Below are 24308 nucleotides of genomic sequence, written 5' to 3'. Positions count from 1 at the left end.
CGTGGCGCGTCCGTTCGATCCCCGTCTGCTCCGGCAGGTCCCGTCCACCCGGCGTGACGTGGTCCTGCTGGGGGTGCTCGGGTCGGCTGTCGCCATCGCCGTCGTCACCGCGGCGTCCGCGCTCGCCCGAGCGCTGGCCGCAGCGGTCGAGCTGCGCCTCGACCCGCCCGCGATCACCGTGTTCCTGCTCGCGCTGACCGCCCGCGCGGCGCTGACCAGCGGGCTGGGCGTGGTCGCGGCGCGGATGGCGGCCACCGTCAAGGCGAGCCTGCGGGCCGATCTGCTCGGCGCGGTCGGCCGCCGGGGGCCGGGCTGGCTGGCCGGGCAGCGGGCCGGGGAGCTGGCCACGCTCACCGGGCGTGGCCTGGACGCGCTGGACGGCTACTTCACCGGATACCTGCCGCAGCTCGTGCTGGGCGTGACGGTGCCCGTCGGAGTGCTGGCGACGCTGATCTTCGCCGACCTGGCCTCGGCGGTGATCGTGCTGGTCACCCTGCCACTCATCCCGATCTTCGGCATTCTGGTCGGCTGGCAGACCCGCGTCGCCACCGAGCGCCAGTGGCGGCGGCTGCGCCTGCTCGGCGGCCACTTCCTCGACATGCTGTCGGGCCTGCCCACGCTGAAGGCGTTCGGCCGGGCCCGCGCGCAGGTCGCCGCCGTCCGCGAGATGGCCGACCGGCACCGCGAGGCGACCATGCGCACGCTGCGCATCGCGTTCCTGTCCGCGCTGGTGCTGGAGCTGGTCGGCACGATCTCGGTCGCGCTGGTGGCGGTGCCGGTGGGCCTGCGGCTGCTGGGCGGCGGGATGACGCTGGCCGCCGCGTTCACGGTGCTGCTGCTGACCCCGGAGGCGTACGCCCCGCTGCGTGCCGCAGGCACGAAGTTCCACGCGAGCATGGAGGGCCTGACCGCGCTGGACCAGGCGTTCACCCTGCTGGCGGCCGCCGACGGCACGATCTCGGGGGGTACGCGCACCGCGCCGCGCGGCGGCGGCGTGATCGAGCTGCGGGGCGTGACCGTGGCGTACGAGCGCACCACCGCGCTGCACGGCGTCGACCTGACCGTCCGGCCCGGCGACCGGATCGCGCTGGTCGGCCCGAGCGGCGGCGGCAAGAGCACCCTGCTCAACCTGCTCCTCGGCTTCACCGCGCCGACCGCCGGCCGGGTCCTGGTGGACGGCGCCGACCTGGCCGAACTCGACCTCGACGACTGGCGGCGGCAGCTCGGCTGGGTGCCGCAGCGGGCCCACCTGTTCGCCGACACCCTCGCCGCCAACATCGCCCTGGGCACCCCCGACGCCTCCCGCGAACGCATCACGCAGGCGGCCCGCGCCGCCGCGCTCGGCCCGGTGGTCGACGCGCTGCCGCAAGGGCTGGACACCGTGCTCGGCGAACGCGGCCACGGCCTGTCCAGCGGCGAGCGCCAGCGCCTCGCCCTGGCCCGCGCCTTCCTGCGCGACGCCCCGCTGCTCCTGCTCGACGAGCCGACCGCCCGCCTCGACGCCGCCAGCGAACAGGCCGTCGTCTCATCGACCCTGTCCCTGGTCGAGGGCCGCACCGCCCTCCTCGTCGCCCACCGCCCCGCCCTGCTCACCGCCGCCACCCGCACCGTCCGCGTCGACCACGGCACCCTCCACGAGCTGGTGACCGCATGACCACCCCACGCCGCCCGGCAGGTCCCGCAGGGGGTGGCCCGGTGAAGGGGTGGCGGGACGGGGTTATGGGGCGGGTGCTGGTGTTCGCGTACCCGTTGCGGTGGCGGTTCGTCGGGGCCGGATTGCTGGCGGCGGGAACGGAGGCGGCCGGGCTGGGGTTGATGGCGGCGGCGACGTGGCTGCTGGCGACGGCGGCCGGGCAGCCGCCGCTGATCGCCCTGTCGGTGGCGATCGTGCTGGTCCGGGCGCTGGCCATCGGTCGCGGCGTGCTGAGGTACGTGGAACGCCTGGCCAGCCACGACGCCGTGCTGCGCATGGTCACCGAGGTACGGGCGCGCATCTTCGCGGCGCTGGTCGACCGGCCGCCGGCCCGCCGTGCGGACGCGCTCAGCCGGATGGTCTCCGACGTCGACGCCGTACAGGACCTGGTGATCCGGGTGCTGCTGCCGATGGCCGCCGCGGGACTGGTCGCCGTCGCCGCGGTCGGCACCGCCCTGTTCGCCGACCCGGCCGTCGCCGGGGTGCTGCTCGCCGGGCTGCTGATCACCGGCGTGGCGCTCCCGCTGCTCGCGGCCCGCCTGGCCCGCCACGGGTCTGCCCGCCTGGCCCCGCTGCGCGCCGCGTACGCCGTCGACACCGTCGACCTGGTGCACGGGGCGGCCGACCTCGCCGCCTTCGGCGCACGTCCCGCCTACGAGGCTCGCGGCAGGGCCCACGCCGACGAGCTGGCGCGGGTGGAGCGCGCGCTGGCCCGGCGCTCGTTCGCGGTGGACGCCGCGGCGACGGCGCTCGGCGGGGTGACGGCGATGGCCGTCCTGGCCACGGCGCTGTCGCGCGGCCTGCCCGGGGTATGGCTCGCGGTGCTCGCGGTGGCCACCATCGCCGCCGGGGAGCTGGCGCTGTCGCTGCTGGCCGCCGCGCGCAAGGGCGCCGAGATCCAGGGCAGCCTGCACCGCGTCGCGGAGCTGCTGGACGTGCCGGAGACGGCCGTGGCCGACGGGCTCCCGGTCCCGGACGGATCCGTGCACCTGCGCCTGCGCGGCGCGGGAGTCCGGTATCGGACCGACGCCGCGCCCGCCCTGCACGACGTCGACCTCGATCTGCCGCCCGGCCGCCGGATCGCGGTCGTCGGCCCGTCGGGCGCGGGCAAGAGCACCCTGCTGGCTCTGCTCACCGGCGCGATCTCGCCGGACTCCGGCAGCGCGACGTCCCTACCTGTCGCCACCGCGCCCAGCCGGGTCGGCGTGACGGCCCCACCGGGCGCGGGCACTCCCATCACCGCGTTCGATCGCGAGCGGTGGCCCGCCGCCGTGACCGGGCTGCTGGCCGACGCGCACCTGTTCCACGCCTCGGTGCGGGACAACCTGCTGCTGGCCCGGCCCGGCGCGACCGATGAGGACCTGCTCGCCGCCTGCCGGACCGCCGGGCTCGGCGACTGGGTCGACGCGCACGGCCTGGACGTACGCGTGGGCGAGGACGGCGCGGAGCTGTCCGGCGGGCAGCGGCAGCGGCTCGCGCTGGCCCGCGCGGTGCTGGCCGACCCGCAGGTGCTGCTGCTCGACGAGCCGACCGAGGGGCTGGACCCCGCCCAGGCCGACGCGGTCCTGGCCGACGTGCTGGCGCACCGGGCCGGCCGCTCGGTGGTGCTGGTGACCCACCGGCTGACCGGTCTCGACGCGTTCGACGAGGTCGTGGTGTTGGACGGCGGCCGGGTGAAGGAGCGCGGAACCCAGGGTTGGGTGCGGGCGCACGGGGGCTGACACGAACCACTAGGGTGTGCGGAGAGTCACCGACCCGGTAGAGGTCGGCAGCTGAACGGCGGAGGTCAGCAGTGGCAAGCACGCTCTGGGACGAGTACCAGGTCTCGCCGGTCGAGGTAGCCCTGCCCGGCGGCAAGGTCGGACTGACGCTGCGGGCTTACCGTCCCGCGAGTGAGCTGACGCCGACCGACATCGCCGACCGCGAGGACGACGACGCGATCTTCGCCGGTCGCACCGGCCGCCCGATGGGCGTCGCCGATGAGGAGGAGCTGCCCGAGTTCCAGTGGACCAAGGAGGCCTTGGACGAGGTCGCCGCCGGTCCCGCCGAGGACGAGGTGGCCGAGCGCGCGGTCGAGGCCGACGAGGACGCCGAGGCGGAGGACGACGAGGACGAAGCCGTCGTCTCCGACGAGGAGGTGCCCATGTTCCTCTCGCACAAGGGCCGCCTGCTGCTGTTCCTGTCGGCCAAGGGCCTGGCGGACTTCGTGCGCTCCGGCGCGCCGCACGACCTCAAGCAGCTCGAAGGCTGGTCGAAGCTGGCGAAGTCGGTCAAGGCCACCGACGTGGTCGCGGGCGAGGACGACGCGTACGAACTGGACCTCGTCGTGGAGAACCTGCGCGGCGGCCCGGACGCCTGGGACGCCGAGCTGGTCCTGCGCGCTGGGGAGTTTGCCAGGGATGTGAGCTACGCTCTGCGGCTTAAGCCCGTCATGGTGGCGCTCTCCCCCGGCTCCCCCCTCGACGACCTCGACGATGCGCTGCGCGCCTCGGAAGAGGGCGGCATGGGTGCTTTCTTCGCTAAGCGAAAGCTGAAGAAAATCGGGGCAGAGCAGGCATCAATCGGCTGGCGTTCGGTTATTGGCAAGATCTCTGGCGCTGTGGACTGGCGCGACTGACCCCTAACCAGGGAGCATCAGTCTTTGGCACACGAGGGGTCCGGGAGGAGGACGAGTCCGTGGCGCTCGTGCGGGTGTACTGCGGTATCGCGTCGACAGCTCCGGAGGTCGACGCGGGGGAACTTGCGGCGGCCGTCAACCGGCTGACCGTCGCCGTTGTCGACGACTCCGGCAGGCTGCTGGAGTTCTGCGTCATCAACGACGATCCCGCCGGCTACGCGCTGGTGACGTCGCTGCTGGCGGAGAGGTTCGGCGGCTCGACGATGGTCACGGTGGCCGCGGACAGTGACGACCAGCAGGTCATCTCGCTGCTCGCCGCCGCGGGACGGGCCATCGCGTACACCGATGACGAGTCCGCCGACGACTTCGCCGACCGGTTCGCCGACGACGAGTCCCTCGATGAGGCCAACGCCTCCCCCGACGAGCGCCGTGCCGTCGGCCTCGCCCGTGCCCTGCAGGCCGGGGCACTGTCCGCCATGGTCGGTCCCGCGCCCCGCGAGTTCGTCGCCTTCAAGCCGGTGCTGGCCGCCCACGCGGCGCTGGCCGTCGGTCGGCACGCCGCCGCCGTGGCCCTGCGCGAGGTGCTGCGCGAGCTGTACCCGGCCGCCCTGCGCGCCTATCCCGACCCTGCCGCGCCCGTCGCCCTGGCCGTGCTCGAAGCCCTGCCCGAGCCCGGCATGCTGGCCGGGCAGTCCGGCGCCCGCAACCGCGACAACGGAGCCACCGCCGAGACCGTCGCCGCGCGCCTGGTCGCCGACGGCGTCTGCGACAGCGGCACCGCCCTGGAGGCGGTCACCGCGCTGCGCGTCGCGATCGCCGAGACGCCCCGCCGCAACGGCGTGGGCAAGCAGCTGACCGCCGCCGTCGCGGAGTCCGTGCGGCACAGCGTCGCCGCCGTGCGCTCCTCCGACGCCGCCAGCGCCGCCCTCATCGACACCCTCGCCGACCGGATGGCCCCGCCGCCGGTCGCGGCCCCTGCCCAGCCCGCGCGGCGAACCGGCGTCCCGGTCACCTCCGCGCCGCCCGCGATGGCCGCCGCCACCGGCGCGCGCCGCCGGGTGCAGCCGACCGCCGTGAACGCCGCACCGACGCAGCCGCGCCCCGTGCAGGCCCCGCCGACCGCGCCCGAGCCGGTGTCGAGCACGCCGCTCGCGCCGCCGCCGGTCGACCGGCCCGCGTGGGCGCCCTCCACGCCGCCCGTGCCGCCCGGTTTCGAGCCGACCCCGATCACGGGCACCCCGATGGTCGCCATGCCCGCAGCAGCGCGCCAGGAGGCGCCCGCCGCGCCCACCCGGCAGATGCCCACCCCGATCCCGCCGCGTCAGGCGCCCATCCCGGCCCAGCGCGCCTCGCGGGCCCCTGCGGACGCGAACAAGCCGTTCGTGCCCACCCTGACCAACGCGGCCATCAGCAGCGAGCGCGCCGCCCGAGGCTTCAACCAGGCCCCGTCGGCGGACCTGCCCGACGAGTCGGCCGAGCAGGGCCAGTTGGGTTACGAGCAGCCCGCCGCCGATCCGGCCGACCGCGCGCCGCAGGGCTACCAGCAGCCCGCCGAACCGGCCGGTGACGCGCCGCGGGGGTACCAGCCCTTCGCCGCCGAACTGCTGAACGGCCGGGACGCCCGCGCCCCGCGCGGCGGCTACCAGCAGCCCGAGCCGCTCGACGACCGCGCCCCGCGCGGCGGTTTCCAGCAGCCCGAGCCGCTCGACGATCGCGCCCCGCGCGGCGGTTTCCAGCAGCCTGAGCAGGTCGACGATCGCGCCCCGCGCGGCGGTTTCCAGCAGCCCGAGCCGCTGGACGACCGCGCTCCCCGTGGTTTCCAGCAGCCCGAGCCGCTCGACGACCGCGCCCCGCGCGGCGGTTTCCAGCAGCCCGAGCCGCTCGACGACCGCGCCCCCCGTGGTGGTTACCAGCAGCCCGGCGCGGATCGCCCTCGTGACCTCGACAACCGCGCGCCGCGTGGCGGCTACCAGCCGTCGGCTGCCGAGCGGCTGGCCAACGAGCTCGCCGAGCGGGCCCGTAGCGGCTTCCAGCACGACAATCTGCGCGACACCGGTGAGCGGCCCCGTTTCAACGCGCCGTCCGCGACTGACGTGCCAACCGACATCACCCGGATGCCGGCCGACCCGCTGGGTCTGCCGCCGCAGCAGCCGACCGCGCCCGCGGGTTCCCGCGCCAACTGGCCGCTGAACCCCGAGCCGGACGAGACCGCCCGCCCCACCGACGGCCGCATCACGCCGCCGTGGCTCGACGACGATCTGGTGCTGCCGGAGTCCCCGTCGCTGCGCCTGGCCGACGAGCCCGCGCGCCGCAACGGCCGCGGTGGCCGCGACGAGCCGCCGCTGCGCCTGGTCGACGACAGCGCGCTGACCGGCGCCCGGCCCAAGCCGCGACGCACCGAGCGGGCCTCCAGCCCGGCCGAGGGCGAGGACGACGACCTGCTGATCTTCGCGTCGGTCTCCTCGGCCTGGTTCAGCGGGCCGGACACCAGCGCCGAGACCACCTGGAACTCGACCATGGACAGCGGCTGGCGCGCCGCCGAGCAGGCGGCCCGTCCGCAGGTCGGCAACGACACCACCGCGGGCCTGCCCCGGCGCGTTCCTGCGGCGAACCTGGTGCCCGGCTCCACGCCGGAGCGCGAGGAGCGCCCGCTGCGCATAGTCCGCGACGCCGCCGGCATCGCCGCGCACACCAGCAACTACTTCCGCGGCTGGCGGCGTGGCAACCAGGAACTCGGCGGCGCGCCCGGCCAGGGCGGCTTCGCCGTCGGCGGACGGCCGGGCCGGGAGTCGGCCAACGGCTGGGACTTCAGCCGCGAGCAGGACGCCCGCGACGACCGGGACGACTACAACTACCGGGCGGCCAACTACCGCTGACCGGCGGTCCCCTCATCGTGACGACGCCGCCGGGGCCACCCCGGCGGCGTCCGTCGACATCGCGGTGCGGCGGCGGCCGATGAAGCCCGGCAACGGCGCACACCGGCCGTGGTCGCGGGGTATACCCGCAGGTAGAGGTGTGTCCCAGGCCATAGTTACCTGGCTTGACCCCCGCGCCGACCGGCCAGCACGATACGTGGGCGGCAGTGGATCACACCGCGGCCCACGCACCCCCTTGCACCACGGAAAGGCACGTTCATGAACAGCGCCACAGGTGGACTGACCCGACGCAGCGCCCTCGCCGGCGGACTCGGACTGGCCGCCACGGCGCTGCTGGCCGCCTGCTCCGAGCCCGACGCGACCGCCGCAGGCGCCACCGGGGAACTCGTGCTCGGCGTCAACCTGGAGCTCACCGGCCCCGGTTCGACCCTCGGCAAGCTGCAGGAGCAGGCGCTGAAGGTCGGCGCTGACGAGATCAACTCGGTCGGCATCCCGTACGGTGAGGGCCGCCTCTACATCCGGCTGGTGTTCAAGGACAACGGCGGCACCGCCGCGACCGCGATGCAGCAGGCCAAAGACCTCATCGAGCAGGACAAGGTCTGCGCGATCATCGGCGGCGTGACCGTCGAGACCGCCCGCGCGATCATCGCGGTGGCCGAGGCCAGCAAGGTCCCGTTCCTCTGCCTCAACAGCGGCGACGACATGACGGTGCCGCTGCCCAACCGCCGGTTCGTCTACCAGCTCGGGGCCAACGCCTCCGACGTGGCCGCCATCATGGGACGCGAGATCCGCAAGCTCAAGCTGGAGAAGGTCGCGGTACTGGCGACGTCCGACGGCCACGGCGACGCCGGGGTCCGCGCGCTGCCCCGGGCCATGCTCGCCAGCGGCCGCGAGATCGTCGACACGGTACGGCTGCCCCGCTCCGGCCGGGCCTACGGCGGCGCGGCCAACCGGGTCGCCGACGCCAAGCCCGACGCGGTCGTCATCTGGGCACAGGCACCGGTGAGTGCCGCAGCGGTCGCCGCGCTGCGCAGCGCCGGCTACAAGGGCAAGGTGTTCCTCGACGCGGGCGCCGGTGCGGACGAGACCCTCAACGGCCCCAACAGCCGCGCGATGGAGGGCGCCTACGTCGTGCACCCCGGCGTGCTCGCCGGGGCCCCCACGGTGGCCACCACGCCCTCCGGACGCGCCCAGCGCAGCTTCATCTACCGCTACATCCAGCAGTACGGCTCGTTCACCGGCTTCGCCCCGTACGGCGCCGACGCGCTGACGCTGCTGGCGACCGCCGCCCGCCGCGCCGTCAGCATGGACCCCCAGCGCCTGCGCGGCCGCCTCGAAGGCGGCCCCATCGAGGGCATCACCGGCGCGTACGCCTTCCAGCCCATCTCCCACGGCGGCCTCGAAGCCGACGCCCTCGCCCCCTTCACCGTCCGCCAAGGCGCCTGGGTCCGCCTCAGCTAACCCACCCACCCGCCCCTTCCCGTGCCGCAACTCTTAAAGACTCGCGCCCTCGGCCACTGGTTGAGGGCGCGACTCTTTAAGAGTTGCGCGGCGGGTGGTGGGTGGCGGGTGGTGGGCGGGTGGGGTGGGTGGGGGTGGCCGGGCCGCCCCGTGACGGTCCGGTATCTGAAGACACTCGATGTGGCGTGGGTGGGTTGCAGTTTGTCGGCAGGTGGACAGCGGGTGCGGGCGCGAGCCGGACCGCCGGGTCGGGCGGGCGGCGGGTGGGAGCAGGCCCGACAGGCCGTCCGGACGGTTGCACTGTGATACCGGTCATGTCCGTTGAGTGCGCCAAAAAGTAGACGCTCGACTCCCACGTTCGGTTTCGGGTGCGTAGTCTTTGCGGCCATGGTCCCAGGTCACCCGGCTTCCGTAGAGGCCGCCGACGCGTCGGCGGCCTCCTTCAGCGCGCTCCTTCGCGCGCACCGGGACACCGCGCGGCTGACCCAGTCGGAGCTCGCCGCGCGCGCCGGGCTCGGCGTGCGCACCGTCCGCGACCTGGAGCACGGACGCGCCGCCCGCCCGCAGCGCAGCACGGTGGAGCTGCTGGTCGGCGCGCTGGCGCTGACCGGTGACGCGGCCGCGGAGTTCCACCTCGCCGCCCGTGGCCAGGTGTCCGCGCCGCCCGCCCGGCCCGCGTTCACCCTGCCCGCGCCGCCAGAGTTGTACGGCCGGGCCGACGAGGCCGCCGCCCTGATCGAGCACCTGACCGGTCAGCCCGGCCTCACCACGCTGGTGGGCCTGGCCGGGGTGGGCAAGAGCGCGCTCGCGATCAACGTGGCGTTCCAGGCGCAGCCGCGGTTCCCGGCGGGAGTGCGCGCGATCAGCGTCGCCGCGGGGGACACCGCCAGCGATGTGCGCGACGTGGTCTGCGCGGTGCTGGAGGTGAGCCGCCCGGCCGACCTGCCCGCCCGGCTGGAGCAGCCGGTGCTGCTCATGTTGGACGCGGTGGACCGCTCGCCGGACGCCTCCCGGACCGTGCTGGCCGAACTGCTCGCGATCGCGCCCGCGTTGCGGGTGCTGGCCTCGGCGCGGGCTCCGCTGGGCCCGGCAGGCGAGCAGGTCTGGCCGCTGGGACCGCTGGCGCTGCCGCCCGCCGGGACGCGGTCGCTGGCAGAGGCCGAGCGGCACCCGGCGAGCGCGCTGTTTCTGGCCCGGTGGCGGCAGGTGCGCCGCTCGCCCGCCGACGTCGAGGTGGACGCGCTGGTCACGCTGGTACGCAGGCTCGGTGGGCTGCCACTGGCCATCGAGCTGGCAGCGGCCCGGGGACGGGTGCTGGACCCGGCCGAGATGCTCGCCCGGTACGGCAACCGGCTGCTGGAGCTGGGCAGCGCCGACGTCGCCGCCTCGCCGCCGGTGGTGACACTGCGGGACGTCGTGACGGCCAGCTATCGCCTGCTGGAGCCCGCGCAGCGGGAGGCGCTGCGGCGGCTGGCCGTGTTCGGCTACCGCTGGTCCGTCGAACTGGCCGAGGATCTGCTCGGCACGCAGGTCGACGTGGTGCCGGTGCTGGAGCGCCTGGTCGAACTGGGACTGGTGCAGGTGCGTGGCTCGGGCGCGTTCCGGTTCGTGCTGCTGGACGTCGTGAAGGAGTACGCCACCGAGCAGGCCGAGGTCGCCGGGGAGCTGGCCGGGGCACGGCGGCAGCACGGTGTGGTCTTCGCCCGGTTCGCGGCCCGCACCGCCCCGACGATGATGGGCTCGACGCTGGCCGCCGCCGTCGCCCGGCTCGACGACGTGGCCAGTGACCTGTGGGCGGCCCTGGCCCACGCCGCCGAGCACGATCCGCACACCGCGCTGTGCCTGGCCTCGAAGTTGCCCCGCTGGTGGCGCTTTCGCGGGCGGGACCAGGAGGGCAGGCAGTGGCTGCTGCGGCTGCTCGACGATCCGCGTACCGCCGACGCGGACCCGGCCCTGCGCGCCTGGGCGAACCTGGGCGTGGTGCAGCTCGCCGCCGAACACGGCGCGGGCCGCGCCGAACTGGCCAGGGGCGAGACCGCACTGGCGGCGTTCCTCCTGGTAGGGGACGTGACCGGGGAGCTGGCGGCCCGTGGCGTGCTGCAGGTCGTGCACCAGAGCGCGGGGGAGTACGACGACGCCCGCCGCCACGGGGAGGCGACCCTGGCGCTGGCCACGCGCACCGGGCGGGTCGACGACATGGCGGTGGCCCAGCACAACCTGATCTGGCACGACCTGCGCGAGGCCGACCTGGCCGCGGCCCAGCGGCGGCTGGCCGCGGTCGACCGGCTGTCGGCGCGGTCCGGGGAACACAAGCTGCGTGCCCTGGCCAGGGCCAATCTGGCCGAGGTGCTGCGCCTGGACGGCCGTTACGACGAGGCGGTGCGGGTCGGGCAGCAGGCCGTGGAGATGCTGGCCGAGGTCGGCAATCCGGGTGAGCGCCGTCGCCTGGTGGGCGTGGTGGGGCTGGCGTACGCGCAGGGCGACCGGCTGGAGGAGGCGGAGAAGACGCTGTCCGACATCCGGGCGATGCTGCTGGAGGGGACCGGTTCCGGAGTGGACGTGTCCGGCGCGGAGGAGCCCGAGGAGGACTGGTACTGCGCGATGATCGAGGCGACGGTGGCCTGGCAGCGGGGACACCGTACGCTCGCGGCCTCGTGGTTCGCGGCGGCGGCGCGGCTGACCAGCGGACTCAGCGACCGGCGGGACACGATGGAGGCGCTCGTCGGGCTGGCCGCGACCAGCGACGAGCCGGCCGCGGTGGTGACCCGGCTCTACGAGCTGCGCGACAGCACAGGCATCTCGCTCACGCCGCGGGCCCTGGAACTGCTCAGCCACCTCTGACCGCGCCGGAGCAGGGTTCGGCGCGGGCGGCCCCCCGACGGATGATGTCCCTCCGCGGCTCGCCGTAGCGAACCGCGCCCCCCGCCGTCTCCGCCCGCGCCGATGCAACCCCCGTGCTGGACCGCCGACAACCTGGTCGGCGTGGCCGTCCACCACAGGGCCATGACGCTAGCAGCCCGGTTCACCCGATTCGGGGCTTTAACCGTCCTTTCTGGCAGGACCTCGGCAGTTCTGCCGCCGGTTCTGCCGCAGCGGCAGCAGCAGGCCGCCGTCCGCGGTCGTCACTGGTCATGCACACCGGCGGTCGCCTCGGGCCGGACCGCGTCGCGCACCACCCGCAGGCCGACGAGCAGGCCCTGCAGTTGGCGCTGGGTCAGTGGTCCGACGAGCCATTCGTCAAGCAGTTCCAAGTGGCCGGGGACGGTCTCCTGCAGGCGGGCCAGGCCTTTGCTGGTGAGTGCGGCATACGAGCTGCGCCGGTCGATGTCGCAGGGCACCCGGCAGACCAGGGCTTCCCGCTCAAGCCTGTCGATCATGCGGGTCACCCCGCTCGTGCTCATCGCCGTCTGTCGGGAGAGGTCGGTCATGCGCAGTCGATGCGCGGGTGAGCGGGCCAGCCGCACCAGCACTTCGAACTCCACAGGTGCCAGGCCGTGCGCGGCGAGCTGCTCCGCGCAGAGGGTGTTGAGGCTGGTGTACGCCTCTGTCAAAAGGCCCATGGCGGTGAGCCTCGAATCCTCGAGTAGCTCCATTTCCGCATCGTATATGGAGAGATGGCACATTTGTTGCCCTTCGTTTCCCGCAGAGTGGGACACCGGGTGTGCCAATCGGGACGACCACCCGATACGACTGTCGCCCAGGAACCGTACTCTGAGGGTTCGTTTGGTCACCGTGCGTCGGGGAGGGCTCATGGGCAAGGACGTTTCGCTGCAGACGTTCACCCGCCAGGAAAGGGAGCACTACCGGCAGAAGGTCAGACGCTGCCTGGACGTGTTCGCGTTGATGCTCAACGATTTCAGCTTCGACCACGACCATCCGACGACCGGGCTGGAGATCGAGCTGAACCTCGTCGACCACGAGCAGCTGCCGACGATGGTGAACGAGGAGGTTCTGCGCGACCTGGCCGATCCGCAGTTCCAGACCGAACTGGGACGGTTCAATCTGGAGCTGAACGTGCCGCCGCGGCTCATCTCCGACGACGGTCTGGTCCTGTACGAGCAGCAGATCATCGAGAGCCTGCGCCGCGCCGACGCGCACGCCCGCAAGCACGACGCGGCCCTGCTGACCATCGGCATCCTGCCCACGCTCACCACCGACCACGCCGTCGCCGAGAACCTGTCGGTGAACGGGCGCTACCGCTCGCTCAACGAGGAGATCCTGGCCGCCCGCGGCGAGCAGATCGGCGTCGACATCAGGGGGGCCGACCGGCTGCGCATCCGCACCGACTCCATCGCGCCCGAGGCCGCCTGCACCAGCCTGCAGTTCCACCTGCAGGTCTCGCCCGCCGAGTTCGCCGCGTACTGGAACGCCTCGCAGGTCATCGCCGGGGTGCAGGTCGCGGTCGGGGCCAACTCGCCCTACCTGTTCGGCCACCAGCTGTGGTCTGAGACCCGGATCGCGCTGTTCGAGCAGGCCACCGACACCCGGCCGGACGAGCTGAAAGCCCAGGGCGTACGCCCCCGGGTCTGGTTCGGGGAACGCTGGGTCACCTCGATCTTCGACCTGTTCGAGGAGAACGTGCGCTACTTCCCGCCCCTGCTGCCGATCGCGGAGGAGGAAGATCCCCTGGCGGTGCTGCACAGCGGCGGGGTTCCTCGGCTAGGGGAACTGCGCCTGCACAACGGCACCATCTACCGCTGGAACCGCCCGGTGTACGACATCATGGGCGGCCGGCCGCACCTGCGGGTGGAGAACCGGGTGCTGCCCGCCGGTCCGACCGTGGTCGACATGCTGGCCAACGGAGCGCTCTACTTCGGACTCGTGCGCGCCCTGGTGGAGGAGGACCGCCCGCTCTGGACGCAGCTGCCGTTCAGCGTCGCGCAGGACAACTTCCACGCCGCGGCCCGCCGGGGCATCGTCGCGCCGGTCTGGTGGCCGCGGCTCGGCGAGATCAGGGTGACCGACCTCGTGCTGGAGGTGCTGCTGCCCAAGGCCGCCGAAGGGCTGGACCGCTTCGGCGTCGACCCGGCCCAGCGCGACCGGCTGCTCGGCATCATCGAGCAGCGCTGCCTCACCGGCCGCAACGGCTCCACCTGGCAGGTCGACACGGTGCGCGCGCTGGAGCGGGCCGGGGCGACCCGTCCCGCTGCGCTGCGGACGATGGTCGGCCGCTATGCCGAGCACCAGCGCAGCAACGAACCGGTGCACACCTGGCCCGTGGGCTGACTCGGCCTGACAGCGGATGGTGTGACCGCCTACCTCGGGGGAGGGTGCAGCCGTGACCGGTGACCGTAGGGACCTTCGGCCCTGGGCGCTGCCCGCGACCCTGGCCGGGCTGCTGGCCGTCGTCGCGGGGGTGGCGCTGCCGCCGTGGCCGCCCGGTGGGGCTCCACCGTCGCCACGGGTGCTGCCCGCCGCGACGGCACCGGTGCCCCGGCCCGCGCCGAGCGGTGCGGCGTCGCCCGGCCCGGCCGCCGCCGCGCCGACGCCCGCGCCGTTCGTGCCGCGTACGTTCACCGTGGCCGCCAGCGGCGATGTGCTCCTGCACAACGGCCTGTGGCGGCAGGCGCAGCGCGACGCCGGTGGCCGCGGCTACGACTTCGCGCCGCTGCTACGGGGTGTGCGCCCCGTGATCGAGGCAGCGGACCTGGCCGTCTGCCACCTGGAGACGCCGCTGGGCGGGCCGCAGGGGCCGTTCACCGGATACCCGATCTTCAAGGTGCCGCCGCAGATCGTGCCCGCGCTGCGGCAGACCGGTTACGACGCCTGCTCGACCGCGTCCAACCACTCGCTCGACGGCGGCGAGTCCGGCGTGCGCCGCACCCTCGGGGCGCTGGACGCGGCCGGGATCGCCCACGCGGGCATGGCCCGCAGCCGCGCCGAGCAGGACACCCCCACCATCGTCACGGTGCGCGGGGTCAAGGTGGCGCTGCTGTCGTACACCTTCTCCTTCAACGGGATCAACCGGCCCAGGGGCAAGGAGTGGCTGGTCAACGCGCTGGATCCGGCACGGGTGCGGCAGGCGGCGGTCCGCGCCCGCGACGCCGGGGCCGAGGTCGTCATCGCGTCGATCCACTGGGGCACCGAGTATCGGCAGCGCCCCAACGAGCAGCAGGTGTCCGTCGCCCGGCAGCTGCTGCGCGACGGCGCGGTGGACCTGATCCTCGGCCACCACGCGCACGTGGTCCAGCCCTTCGAACGGATCGGGGGCCGCTGGGTCGCGTACGGCATGGGCAACCACGTGTCGAACCAGAGCTTCTCCGACGTGACCCGCGACGGGGTCATCAGCCGGTTCACGTTCCTGGAGACCGCGCCGGGCCGGTTCACCGTGTCCGCCGTCGCGGCACTGCCGACGTACATGCAGCTCGACGGCGGGCCGGTCCGGGTGCTGCTGGTGTCGGCGTGCCCGGTGGCCCGCCGCGCGGCCTGCCGGGCCAGCGGCGAACGGACCGCCCGGGTGCTGCGCTCACGCGGGGCGGGCAGCGCGGGCCTGGTGGTGGTGCGCTAAGCCACGACCCGCTCGGCTACACCGGCTCACACACCGACCGGCAGCTGCCGCGGGTCAGTCCTTCAAGTGCGAGTGCCGCAGGTCAGCGTTTTTTGCGCGGCTGACGTGGCCCCGGCGGGTCGGTGGCGGGGGAGACCCCGCTCGTGCCGGTGTTCGAGGCAGTGCCGGACGCGGTCGTCTCGTCCGCCGACGCGGCGGTGCCGACGGCCGGGTTCACCTGCACCGGCTTGGCGGCAGCCGGGCTCACCGGCGTGGGCTTGACGACGGCCGCCCGCCCGGTGGCCGTCCGGCTGGGCGCGCCCTTGTCGGAACCGCCCTTGTCGGAACCGGTCTTGTCGGAACCGGTCTTGTCGGCTGCCAGCTGGTCGGTGGGTTCCTTGCCGGACGCCTCCTTGGCCGGGGTGGCCTGGGCGGGCACGGCCGGAGCCGGAGCGGCGTCGTGGCCGGTGGACTGCGGCGGGACCGGCGCGTCCGGCTCGCTCACCGGGCGCGGGCGGCGCGGGCCGCAGAGCACGAGGGCGAGCACCGAGCCGACCAGGCCGGTGACGACGGCATACGGTGCGACGAGGTGTGCCGAGAGCTGCTCGGGCAGTGCCCCGGTCAGCTTCGGCGCGGCCAGCAGGTAGGCCACCGCGACCAGGGCGGGTCCGGCGGCACCGGACAGGGCCACGCCCGCCTGGCCGTCGCGGCGGCGCGCGGCGGGCAGCGCGGCCAGGAAGCCGATGACGACGGCGGCGACTGCCGCGATGGCCGCGCCGGGTAGGTAGACGCTGCGGAACCAGGGACCGTCCGTGGTGACCGGCCAGGAGCCGAGCTGCGCCACGACCGGGTCGCGCCCGGCCGCGATGCCGTCGGCCGCCGCGGTGACCGCCAGCAGCCACAGCCAGCCGCCGGTCGCCAGCACGTTGGCCGCGATCGAGCGGGCGACCAGGGCGGCCACCGAGATGAACAGGCCCAGCAGCACCCCGGCGATGGCGTATCCGCCGACTATCAGGTGCGGGGCGAACGTGTCGGCGCGCTCGGCGACCCGCGCGGGCACCGCGGTCAGCGCGACGACCACCAGGCCGCCCAGCGCCGCCGCGATCGACAGCGCGGCGCGGCGCAGCACGCGGACCGCTGTCGACGACTGGACAGTCGGTTGACCGACGCGATCGGCCACTACGGCACCGAGCACCACCGACAGGGCGGAAATCCACACCGTCCAGGCCAGACTCGCCAGCCACGCGGCCTCATCGCCGCCGTGCACGGTGGGCACCCAGGAGAAGACGCCCAAGCCGTATCCGACGCCCAACTGTGCTGCTCCCGCTGCCGCGGCGACGCCGGCCGCGACGGCGACCGAGCTCAGTCCCAGCCGCGTACCCGGGCCCTGAAGTGACATGACGCGAGCGTATAGCAATGCGAGGGCGGTTCGTGTGAACGGTTTACTCTCGTTGCGGCGTAGCGTTCGCCGGGCGTACCCCGAAAGAGGAGACCATCATGACCGACCCGTGGGCACAGACGGCGCCGTTGACGCCGCAGCGACCACGCGGGTTCAGCCCCGGCACCGTTGCCATCCTGGCGACGGCCACCGTGCTGCTGGCCGTCGCGGGGCTCGCGATCGGATGGTACGCGGCCGGCGACGGCGAGCCGACCACGCAGCCGAGCAGCAGCCCATCCGCCCTGGTGTCGCCGACGCCCGAGGCCTCCCCGAGCGAGCTGCCGCCGTCGCCGACCCCCGAGCCGAGCCCGGCCTCTCCCGCGCCCGGTGGCCAGTTGATGGTGGACGTGACCACGCGGGACTTCCGGGAGGCACGCGCCCAGCTCATGAAGGATCTGCGGGTCAGTGTGACCGTCTCCTTCGTCGACGAGCCCGGAACGGCGCACACCGTGCTGCGTACGGACCCGGCGGCGGGTGCTCCCGCGCCGCGCGGCACGAACGTGCGCGTCTACGTGGTGGGCCCGGTGTTCGAGTTCGACATGCCGAACGTGGTGGACAAGTCCTGTGACGCGGCGAAGACCGAACTCGTCGCGGCGGGCCTGCGGATCGGCAAGTACGTGAGCGGCAACGAGGGCACCGTGCGGGAGACGTCGATCCTGGCCGGTGCCAAGGTCAAGTGGGATGAGCAGGTCGACCTGACCTGCTCCACGGAGGCTCCGCCGTCACCGCCCGCGGCGGGCTGACGGCGATGCGCCGAGCGCTTCGGCACGCCACGCGCCCGGTAAGGCTTAACCGACTTCTCGACGTGGTAGGACCTCAGCATGTCCGATGAGCAGCGGCACGACGACAGCGATCCGGCGGCGGGCGGGAGCGGCCCCGGGTCGCCCCCACCCGACGAGACCGCCCCGATGCCCGTGCACCGGACGGACTCGCCCGCACCCGGTGACGAGCCGACGACCGTGCTGCCGTCGGGCGGCCGCCGGGACGACGACGCGACGACGGTGCTGCCCTCAGGCGGCGCACCTGGCGACGAGGCGACCACGGTGCTCCCCTCCGGTGGGCGGGACGACGAGGCGACGACAGTGCTCCCGGCCGGTGGCCGCGACGAGGCGGCGTCCACGTTGCCCTGGGGATCCGTGGCCGGCTCACCGGAAGGCCAGCCGGCCTCCGCGCCGCCGTCCGTCGGCGAACGGCCCGAGCCGCCGAACGAGCGCACCAGCGTGATGCCCGCTCAGGACATCTGGACCGGCCGCGCGGGCGTGCCCGAACGGGAGTCCGCACCGATGCGCGACGCCACCCCACCGCCCGGTGTCGAGTATGGCGAGGGCCAGCGCACCTGGCGGGCCCCGCTGATCATCATCGCCATCGCCCTGTTGCTGCTCGCGCTGTTCGGTGTGGGCGCCTGGTTCGCGCTGCGGGGCAGTGGACCGACGCCCGCGCCGAGCGCTTCGCCGACCCCGGCGCTGACCTCGGCCGCGCCCAGCAGCGCCGCGCCCAGCCCGTCGGTGTCGGTGTCAGCGTCGGTGTCCACCGCGACCGTGCCGACGAACCTGGTGGGCATGTCGCAGCAGGAGGCCATCGACGCGCTGAACGCGGTGGGCCTGAACCCGGAGATCAGCCTGCGCCCCACCGATGACGCCGATCCGGGCACCGTGGTCGAGGTGAAGCCGGACGGCGGGTCGGTGGTGAAGATCGGGGAAACGGTGACCATCGTGGTGGCGTCGGCATCGGCGTCGTCGCCGCCGCCGCCGAGCCCGTCCCCGGAGCCCGTCCCCAGCCCGGAGGAGAGCCCCAGCCCCGACGGTGACGACGACTGACCTCACGCATACGAACCGCGCCCATGCCGTCGTACGGCATGGGCGCGTTCTGTGCGGCAGGAGGCCGTCACCACTGGCGGCGCCGGTGGGTGACGATGACGATCCCGCCCAGGGCGAGACCGATGCCGATCATGCCGGTGGAGATGAGCGAAGGTGCCAGCAGCTCCGGTGGCACGGCGTGCGTTTTGACCGCGACAGGCACCGGTGCCTGCCGCGCGCTGGACGCGTCCGCGACCGTCGCGGCGCGCACCTCGTCCGTCCCTGCCGTCGCCGGCACCGGCGTGAACAACGCCGCTGCCAGCGCCGCACCACACAGTGCGGCGAGCCGGTGGGACCGATGTGGAATGGTCGCCCTGGGCTCACGCCCAGAAGCGATCGTTCGAATGTCCATGGCGCCGTCCCCCGGGTGAGCGGGTGCCGTGCCACGCGAGGGCCGGAACGTGGGGAGTCCGTTGGCGCGCCGCGAGAGCGGCGGCGCGCCGGGACGAGCCATGTTCCGCGACGACGGCGACTCGCCGGGGCTGTCTGCGGACCGCAGTCGGCCGCGTGAGTCGCCACCGTCGTTCAAACAGGGTCATTCGAGCGTAGAGCCGGTACGGCCAGGCCGGAGGCCGATCGCGAGAAATCCTCAGCGGGCGCCCGCGGTCGCGGGGCGCAGGTGCGGGCGGCTCAGCGCGGGGCGCTGTCCGGTGCGGCCGGGCGCCGTGCGGGCGCGGGCCGAGGCGCTGTTGTCGGGCACGATGCGCAGGCCGGCGCGCTGTACGAAGATCGAGCGGCGTTCCACCGCGTCACCGGCGGCGTTGAGCTGGTAACCGTCGAGCCAGACCCAGCCCTCGTACGTCGGCCAGTCGTGCACGCGGATCACCCGGAACATCATCGGGCGGAGGAACTGAACGCTGGCTTCGCGAGTGACGTGGAGGATGTCGCCGGCTTGGGGAGTCACCTTTTCTCCTGCTCTCTCGTACCGGTGCGATCTGGACAACACGAAATCGGGAGTCGCTCGTTGAACGCTAGAGGTGAAGCTCCCCCCACCCTGTGTGATCATGAAAACGGAAGATCAGCACAGCGGCGGCCATAACAGACACTGTGCCGCAAGAGTTTGCTGAATGCAAGTTGCAAACTGCGTATGCGCTCTGGTGTCCTTCGTCCGGTATGTGACAAGCTGGTGTCGGTCTGCCCGGCGATGCCGAGTCGCACCCTCTGTGCGTTCGGCCGGTTGAAGATTCGCCGATCGTCGGAGCAGACTCGCAACACGACATATGCAAGTTCCATCGGGCGGGGGCACCGACAAACGTGCCTCCGCCGACGTGCGTCGCGGAGGTGCGCCGTGACAACAACCCGACAGAGCCCGACCGTGCGCCGAAGAAGACTCGGTGCCGAACTGCGCAAGCGGCGCGAACATGCCGGCATCACGCTGGAGTTCGTCGCCGAGAGGATGGAGTGCTCACAGTCCAAGATCTCGCGAATCGAGACCGGGCACAGCTCGGTCACGAGTCGCGACGTCCGTGACATGCTGACCATCTACAACACGCCGACCGACGAGGTCGACGTGCTCGTGGAGATCGCCAAGGAGGCGAGGCAGAAGGGCTGGTGGCATCCGTACAGCAGCGTCCTGGTGGGCGCCTATGTAGGGCTGGAGGCCGCGGCCAGTTCCATCCGCGCGTACGAACAGCAGGTTGTCCCCGGCCTGCTGCAGTCGGCAGAATATGCCGAGGCGATGATTCGCGGCGCCTGGCCGGACTGGGACGAAGAAGCGATCATGAATCGTGTCCGTGTCCGGATAGCCCGCCAATCGTTGCTCACGCGACAAGACGATGCGATCAGCTTTCAGGTGGTGCTCGATGAGTCGGTGGTGAGCCGGCCCGTGGGCGGCGACAGGGTCATGCGAGACCAGCTTCGACTACTGGCCGAAGCAACCTCGTGGCCTAACGTGACCTTGCAGGTGTTGCCGTTCGAGGCAGGTCCACACGCCGGTATGGACGGTACTTTCGCCATCCTGGAGTTTCCCGAAGCGGGAGATTCAGATGTCGTTTACGCGGAGAATGCGACCGGGGGACTATTCCTGGAGAAGAACGACGAGCTGGTGAAGTACACGAAGATCTTCGAGAACATCCGAGGGGCTGCGTTGAGCGCCGAGGAGTCCGCCGAGCTGATCGCACAACTGGCGGAGGAGCCACTATGGAAATCGAGACCAAGGGGTTTCGAGTCGATCTGAGTGAAGCGCGTTGGTACAAGAGCACGCGGAGTGGGCCGAACTGCGACAACTGTGTTGAAGTCGCATTCGTTGGTGGTGCTATCGCGCTGCGCGACTCCAAGAACCCGACCGGGCCGGCACTGATCTTCACGCCGGACGAGTGGGACGCCTTTGTGGAGGGTGCCAAGGACGGGGAGTTCGATCTCTAGGTCGACCCCCGCACCCGACGACGGTACTGGCTCACTCTTACGCGGGGACCCCCTTCCGTGCCACCCGTGGCCTGAAGGGGGTCCTTCGTTCACAGCAGCACCCGGTGCAGGTTCGCCCGCCGCCGCTCGATCATCGTCTCCCGGGCATGCTGCAGCCACTCGCGGCGGGTGCCGGGCTCCGGCGGATAGTCCAGCCCGAACTTGAACCAGGCGGGCGGCTGCGCCATCCGGGCGTACCGGTCGATCAGGTCGTCGAGCACCCTGGTCAGCTCCACCCGCGCGTTGCGCCCGGCCTCCAGCGTGGTCCGATTCGCCTCCAGGTAGTCGGCCCGGCGATGGGCCACGGCACGCAGCCGCCCACGGATCTCCTCGATGCGGCCGCGCTGGATCGCGGTGAGCACCGCGGCGGCCCGGTCTTCGCGCAGGTGCCGGGCGAGCGCTGCCCGGTGCCGGGGCCGCAGCCACGACGACGGCTGGGCGAGCGCGGTGATCGTCGCGTGGATGCGCGTCTGGACCTTCTGCTCGGCCTCGTACGCCTCCTGGCAGCGCTGCTCGGCGAGGGCGACCTGCCGTGGGTCCGGACCGGGCGGCGCGGCCTCGGCGGCGCGCTCGGCCTCCTCGACCAGCCGCCACAGCCAGCGTTCCTCGTCGCCGATCTCGTCCAGCGGGTCGAGCGGCGCGACGTCGTCGTAAGGTTCCCGGGCTGCCGGGACCAGCGCCTGATAGTGGGCGCGCGAGGAGCCGGCGTCGTCCTGACCGCAGTGCGGACAGGGCAGTTGCCGTACGAGCCGGCTGATCTCGCCGATGAGCTGCGCCGGCGTGACCTGAGATGGCAATGGTGTGGACGCTGGTTCAGCGGCCATGGTGGTTCCCCCGCACACGAAGCACAACTAGTTAGCTTGCGCTTAGTCACGCAAGCAACACATGCAGTGACGATCGCGGGTAGACCGTCGCCTGCATTCCGTCGCGGTCGTTGTATCAGACGGCGCCCCACCACACCGCGAAACTCGCCGACCGGGTAGGACGAAGATGACGATGCCTGAACACGTGCCCAGCCAGAACGCCAACCCCGCTCCGCGCGAGCGTGGCCTGCGCGATTCCGAGCGGGCCCACCTGCCGGGTGACACGCTGCTGGAGCCGGGCGGCGGGCCGCTGCAGGCGCTCGGCCTGGACCGGTTCAACGAGCAGTCCTTCACCCCGTCGAGCTGGCTCGACATGCCCGCCGAGTCCAACCTGGTCGACCACCCGCTCCTGCGCGGCCTCCTCCTCGAACTCCCACCCCGCAACAGCCCTCCCACCCCCGAATGGCTCGAGCGCTGGTTCGACGCCACCCGCTCCGTCCTAGACCTCGTCTACCTCCGCCGCTAACCCCCCCAGCCCGCCACGACCACGCCCCACCCCCACCCCCACCCCGCGCAACTCTTAAAGAGTCGCGGCATCGGCCTCCCCCCGAAGCCGCGACTCTTTAAGAGTTGCGGCAGGTGGGGAGGCCCGGCCGCCCGGCCGCCCGGCCGGCTGGGCTGGGCTGGTGGGAGGTTCGGAGGGCGGGTGGGTGTCAGACGGCGAAGGACGACGGGGAGTCGGTGGCCGGGGTCGTCGGGGTGGCGCGCCAGAGGCGGGTCTTCTGGGCGGTGAGGCGGGCCAGGTACTTCGGGTTGAGGATCAGGTAGCGGCGCCACAGGCGCTTGGGCTCCAGGCCCAGCCGCCACAGCCACTCCAGGGCGTGGCGCTGCATCCACGCGGGCGGCTTGCGTAGCCCACCGGCGTGGTAGTCGAACGCCGCCCCGACCGCCAGCAGCGGCATCTCCAGGTACGGCCGCATCGCGTAGGCGAACTTCTCCTGGCGCGGGCAGCCGAGGCCGACCAGCACCAGCCGCGCGCCGGAGTCGGCGATGCGCGCCGCGATCTGCTCGGGCTCGCCGGGCTCGACGCCACGGAACTTCGACGGCTCGCTCCCGGCGATCTTCAGCGCCGGGTACTTCGCGATCAGCGCCGGGATCAGCAGGTCCAGCACGGGCTGGGTGGAGCCGTAGAGGTACACCGGCAGGCCCTGCTCGGCGGCGCGGCCCAGCACCCGCAGGGTGAGCTCCGGGCCGTACACCCGGTCGCGCAGGCCCGCGCCGTGCAGCAGGTTGAGCGCCCAGCGCACCGGCTGACCGTCGGGGGTGATCAGGTCGAAGCTGTTGAGCTGCGCGCCGAGCGTGCCATCGGCGACGCCCTCCATCACGCCGTGCACCGCGAGCGCGGTGACCGCGTACGGCCGCCCGTCGGTCGCCGCGCGGATGATCCGTTCGGTGGCGTCGGCGTAGTCGGTGGCGTCGACGAGGACGCCGAGCACGTTGCGCTTGCTGCCGCTGTTCAGCGTCGTCGTCATGACGTTCCTCGGGGATCGCGCGCCGATGGGGGTCACATCCACTTGTCGGCGTTGGCCTCGTAGATCTCGTTGAGGATAGCGGGCACGTCGTAGGTCATCCGCCAGTCCGGGTAGTGCGCCTGGAACTTGGCCATGTCGCTGACGTACCACTGGTGGTCGCCCATGCGGGCCTGCTCCACGTAGTTGACCTTGGCTTCCTTGCCCGCGATCTTCTCGGCGACGGCGAAGGCCTCCAGGTGGGAGGTGTTCGAGAAGCGGCCGCCGCCGAGGTTGTAGACCTCGCCGGAGCGCGGGTTGCGGTAGAACGCCTCGAACGCGGTGAGCACGTCGTGCGAGTGGATCGCGTCGCGGACCATCTTGCCCTTGTAGCCGAACAGGTTGTAGGTCCGGCCCTCCATCACGCAGCGCATCAGGTACGCCAGGAAGCCGTGCAGTTCGGCGGCGGAGTGGGCGGGGCCGGTCAGGGTGCCGCCGCGGAAGGAGGCGGTCTTCATGCCGAAGTAGCGGCCGTACTCCTGCACCGCCACGTCCGCGGCGACCTTGGAGACGCCGAAGATCGAGTGCATGCTGTTGTCGATCGTCATCTCTTCGGTGATGCCGTCGGCGAACTGGTGGTCCTCGGCGATCTCGTACCGGGTCTCCTGCTCGATCAGCGGCAGTCGGTTCGGGGTGTCGCCGTAGACCTTGTTCGTCGAGCAGAAGATGAAGGCCGCGTCGGGGGAGTGCTGGCGGGTGTACTCCAGCACGTTCAGGGTGCCGACGGCGTTGACGTCGAAGTCGGTGAACGGCTCCTTGGCCGCCCAGTCGTGGCTGGGCTGGGCCGCGGTGTGGATCACGAGCGAGATGTCCCGGCCGTACCGCTCGAAGATCTTCTTGAGCACGTCGCGGTCGCGGATGTCGACGTCGTAGTGCGTGTACGAGTCGCCGAGCTTGCTGGTGAGGTTCACCAGGCTCCAGGCGGTCGAGCCGTCCTCGCCGAAGAAGTACTTGCGCATGTCGTTGTCGAGCCCGACGACGTGCATACCCAGGCCGGCGAAGTGGCGGGCTGCCTCGGAACCGATCAGACCGGCCGAACCGGTCACCAACGCGACACTCACCAGACACTCCCTGTAACCAATCGACGAACGCGACCAGCGGAGAGC

At 72.7% G+C, this 24308-nt stretch carries 20 protein-coding genes; 13 read left to right on the top strand and 7 right to left on the bottom strand.

The genetic code is table 11. The features are described 5' to 3' along the window. Window position 1: 1 nt before the first annotated feature. From cydD to HAV40_RS15345, 6 genes are all read left to right on the top strand, one after another. Complete coding sequence (gene cydD, locus HAV40_RS15370; protein ID WP_409364985.1) at window positions 2-1654, top strand: thiol reductant ABC exporter subunit CydD; 1653 nt, start codon at window positions 2-4, stop codon at window positions 1652-1654. Between the two features lie 41 nt (window positions 1655-1695). Next, entirely contained in the window at window positions 1696-3414 is a 1719-nt protein-coding gene (gene cydC, locus HAV40_RS15365; RefSeq protein ID WP_239086562.1) for a thiol reductant ABC exporter subunit CydC, read from the top strand. Window positions 3415-3485: 71 nt separating this feature from the next. Further along, entirely contained in the window at window positions 3486-4310 is an 825-nt protein-coding gene (locus HAV40_RS15360) for a DNA primase (RefSeq protein ID WP_166381669.1), read from the top strand. Between the two features lie 59 nt (window positions 4311-4369). Next, the gene (locus HAV40_RS15355; protein WP_166381667.1) at window positions 4370-7186 is read left to right on the top strand and encodes a hypothetical protein; all 2817 of its coding nucleotides are present in this window, start codon (window positions 4370-4372) and stop codon (window positions 7184-7186) included. A gap of 258 nt (window positions 7187-7444) precedes the next feature. Further along, a complete protein-coding gene (locus tag HAV40_RS15350; RefSeq protein WP_166381665.1) occupies window positions 7445-8647 on the top strand; it encodes an ABC transporter substrate-binding protein in 1203 nt (400 codons plus the stop codon). Between the two features lie 387 nt (window positions 8648-9034). After that, entirely contained in the window at window positions 9035-11488 is a 2454-nt protein-coding gene (locus HAV40_RS15345) for an ATP-binding protein (protein WP_166381663.1), read from the top strand. A 281-nt stretch (window positions 11489-11769) separates the two neighbouring features. On the opposite strand, the gene HAV40_RS15340 is transcribed toward HAV40_RS15345, so the two are convergent. Further along, window positions 11770-12240, bottom strand: a complete 471-nt coding sequence (locus tag HAV40_RS15340; RefSeq protein ID WP_166381661.1) for a MarR family winged helix-turn-helix transcriptional regulator — start codon at window positions 12238-12240, stop codon at window positions 11770-11772. A 157-nt stretch (window positions 12241-12397) separates the two neighbouring features. Here HAV40_RS15340 and HAV40_RS15335 point away from each other — a divergent pair, with 157 nt between their 5' ends. Next, window positions 12398-13873, top strand: coding sequence for a glutamate-cysteine ligase family protein (locus HAV40_RS15335; RefSeq protein ID WP_166381659.1), 1476 nt, complete (start codon window positions 12398-12400; stop codon window positions 13871-13873). 52 nt (window positions 13874-13925) lie between these two features. Beyond that, window positions 13926-15155 carry a CapA family protein gene (locus HAV40_RS15330; protein ID WP_239086108.1) on the top strand — a complete coding sequence of 410 codons (1230 nt, stop codon included), beginning with the start codon at window positions 13926-13928 and terminating at the stop codon, window positions 15153-15155. 82 nt (window positions 15156-15237) lie between these two features. Here HAV40_RS15330 and HAV40_RS15325 read toward each other — a convergent pair whose 3' ends face one another. After that, window positions 15238-16533, bottom strand: coding sequence for a hypothetical protein (locus HAV40_RS15325; protein ID WP_166381657.1), 1296 nt, complete (start codon window positions 16531-16533; stop codon window positions 15238-15240). 98 nt (window positions 16534-16631) lie between these two features. Between HAV40_RS15325 and HAV40_RS15320 the strand changes: the two genes are divergently transcribed. Together HAV40_RS15320 and HAV40_RS15315 are read left to right on the top strand one after the other, a co-directional pair. After that, complete coding sequence (locus HAV40_RS15320) at window positions 16632-17315, top strand: PASTA domain-containing protein (protein ID WP_166381655.1); 684 nt, start codon at window positions 16632-16634, stop codon at window positions 17313-17315. A gap of 78 nt (window positions 17316-17393) precedes the next feature. Then, entirely contained in the window at window positions 17394-18389 is a 996-nt protein-coding gene (locus HAV40_RS15315) for a PASTA domain-containing protein (protein ID WP_166381653.1), read from the top strand. A 67-nt stretch (window positions 18390-18456) separates the two neighbouring features. On the opposite strand, the gene HAV40_RS15310 is transcribed toward HAV40_RS15315, so the two are convergent. Both HAV40_RS15310 and HAV40_RS15305 read right to left on the bottom strand, forming a co-directional pair. After that, a complete protein-coding gene (locus HAV40_RS15310; protein WP_166381652.1) occupies window positions 18457-18780 on the bottom strand; it encodes a hypothetical protein in 324 nt (107 codons plus the stop codon). A gap of 237 nt (window positions 18781-19017) precedes the next feature. Next, complete coding sequence (locus HAV40_RS15305) at window positions 19018-19332, bottom strand: hypothetical protein (protein WP_166381651.1); 315 nt, start codon at window positions 19330-19332, stop codon at window positions 19018-19020. A 384-nt stretch (window positions 19333-19716) separates the two neighbouring features. On the opposite strand from HAV40_RS15305, the gene HAV40_RS15300 reads away from it, so the two are divergent. Both HAV40_RS15300 and HAV40_RS15295 read left to right on the top strand, forming a co-directional pair. Further along, window positions 19717-20604, top strand: a complete 888-nt coding sequence (locus HAV40_RS15300; RefSeq protein ID WP_239086110.1) for a helix-turn-helix domain-containing protein — start codon at window positions 19717-19719, stop codon at window positions 20602-20604. Further along, on the top strand, window positions 20574-20792 hold the full coding sequence (locus tag HAV40_RS15295) for a DUF397 domain-containing protein (RefSeq protein WP_120321590.1): 219 nt from the start codon (window positions 20574-20576) through the stop codon (window positions 20790-20792). The genes HAV40_RS15300 and HAV40_RS15295 overlap by 31 nt, the downstream gene beginning before the upstream one ends. A gap of 89 nt (window positions 20793-20881) precedes the next feature. On the opposite strand, the gene HAV40_RS15290 is transcribed toward HAV40_RS15295, so the two are convergent. After that, window positions 20882-21655 (bottom strand): hypothetical protein, encoded by a 774-nt coding sequence (locus tag HAV40_RS15290; RefSeq protein ID WP_166381650.1) that lies wholly within the window; start codon window positions 21653-21655, stop codon window positions 20882-20884. 166 nt (window positions 21656-21821) lie between these two features. Between HAV40_RS15290 and HAV40_RS15285 the strand changes: the two genes are divergently transcribed. Beyond that, on the top strand, window positions 21822-22160 hold the full coding sequence (locus HAV40_RS15285) for a hypothetical protein (RefSeq protein WP_166381648.1): 339 nt from the start codon (window positions 21822-21824) through the stop codon (window positions 22158-22160). A 187-nt stretch (window positions 22161-22347) separates the two neighbouring features. Here HAV40_RS15285 and HAV40_RS15280 read toward each other — a convergent pair whose 3' ends face one another. Together HAV40_RS15280 and HAV40_RS15275 are read right to left on the bottom strand one after the other, a co-directional pair. Then, complete coding sequence (locus HAV40_RS15280) at window positions 22348-23166, bottom strand: WecB/TagA/CpsF family glycosyltransferase (protein ID WP_166381646.1); 819 nt, start codon at window positions 23164-23166, stop codon at window positions 22348-22350. Between the two features lie 32 nt (window positions 23167-23198). After that, entirely contained in the window at window positions 23199-24263 is a 1065-nt protein-coding gene (locus HAV40_RS15275; protein WP_166381644.1) for an NAD-dependent epimerase/dehydratase family protein, read from the bottom strand. Window positions 24264-24308 lie beyond the last annotated feature (45 nt).

Source organism: Catellatospora methionotrophica (assembly GCF_011297335.1).
Lineage (GTDB): Bacteria > Actinomycetota > Actinomycetes > Mycobacteriales > Micromonosporaceae > Catellatospora > Catellatospora methionotrophica.
Note: the sequence above shows the minus strand (reverse complement) of the source record. Positions and strands in the feature narration are given on the sequence as shown.

Excerpts from the sequence above, each read along its gene's own strand:
- HAV40_RS15325 (WP_166381657.1), bottom strand. The coding sequence starts at position 16,533 with ATGTCACTTCAGGGCCCGGGTACGCGGCTGGGACTGAGCTCGGTCGCC.
- HAV40_RS15290 (WP_166381650.1), bottom strand. The coding sequence starts at position 21,655 with ATGGCCGCTGAACCAGCGTCCACACCATTGCCATCTCAGGTCACGCCG.
- HAV40_RS15350 (WP_166381665.1), top strand. The coding sequence starts at position 7,445 with ATGAACAGCGCCACAGGTGGACTGACCCGACGCAGCGCCCTCGCCGGC.
- HAV40_RS15340 (WP_166381661.1), bottom strand. The coding sequence starts at position 12,240 with ATGGAGCTACTCGAGGATTCGAGGCTCACCGCCATGGGCCTTTTGACA.
- HAV40_RS15280 (WP_166381646.1), bottom strand. The coding sequence starts at position 23,166 with ATGACGACGACGCTGAACAGCGGCAGCAAGCGCAACGTGCTCGGCGTC.
- HAV40_RS15345 (WP_166381663.1), top strand. The coding sequence starts at position 9,035 with ATGGTCCCAGGTCACCCGGCTTCCGTAGAGGCCGCCGACGCGTCGGCG.
- HAV40_RS15315 (WP_166381653.1), top strand. The coding sequence starts at position 17,394 with ATGTCCGATGAGCAGCGGCACGACGACAGCGATCCGGCGGCGGGCGGG.
- HAV40_RS15335 (WP_166381659.1), top strand. The coding sequence starts at position 12,398 with ATGGGCAAGGACGTTTCGCTGCAGACGTTCACCCGCCAGGAAAGGGAG.
- HAV40_RS15285 (WP_166381648.1), top strand. The coding sequence starts at position 21,822 with ATGACGATGCCTGAACACGTGCCCAGCCAGAACGCCAACCCCGCTCCG.
- HAV40_RS15320 (WP_166381655.1), top strand. The coding sequence starts at position 16,632 with ATGACCGACCCGTGGGCACAGACGGCGCCGTTGACGCCGCAGCGACCA.
- HAV40_RS15310 (WP_166381652.1), bottom strand. The coding sequence starts at position 18,780 with ATGGACATTCGAACGATCGCTTCTGGGCGTGAGCCCAGGGCGACCATT.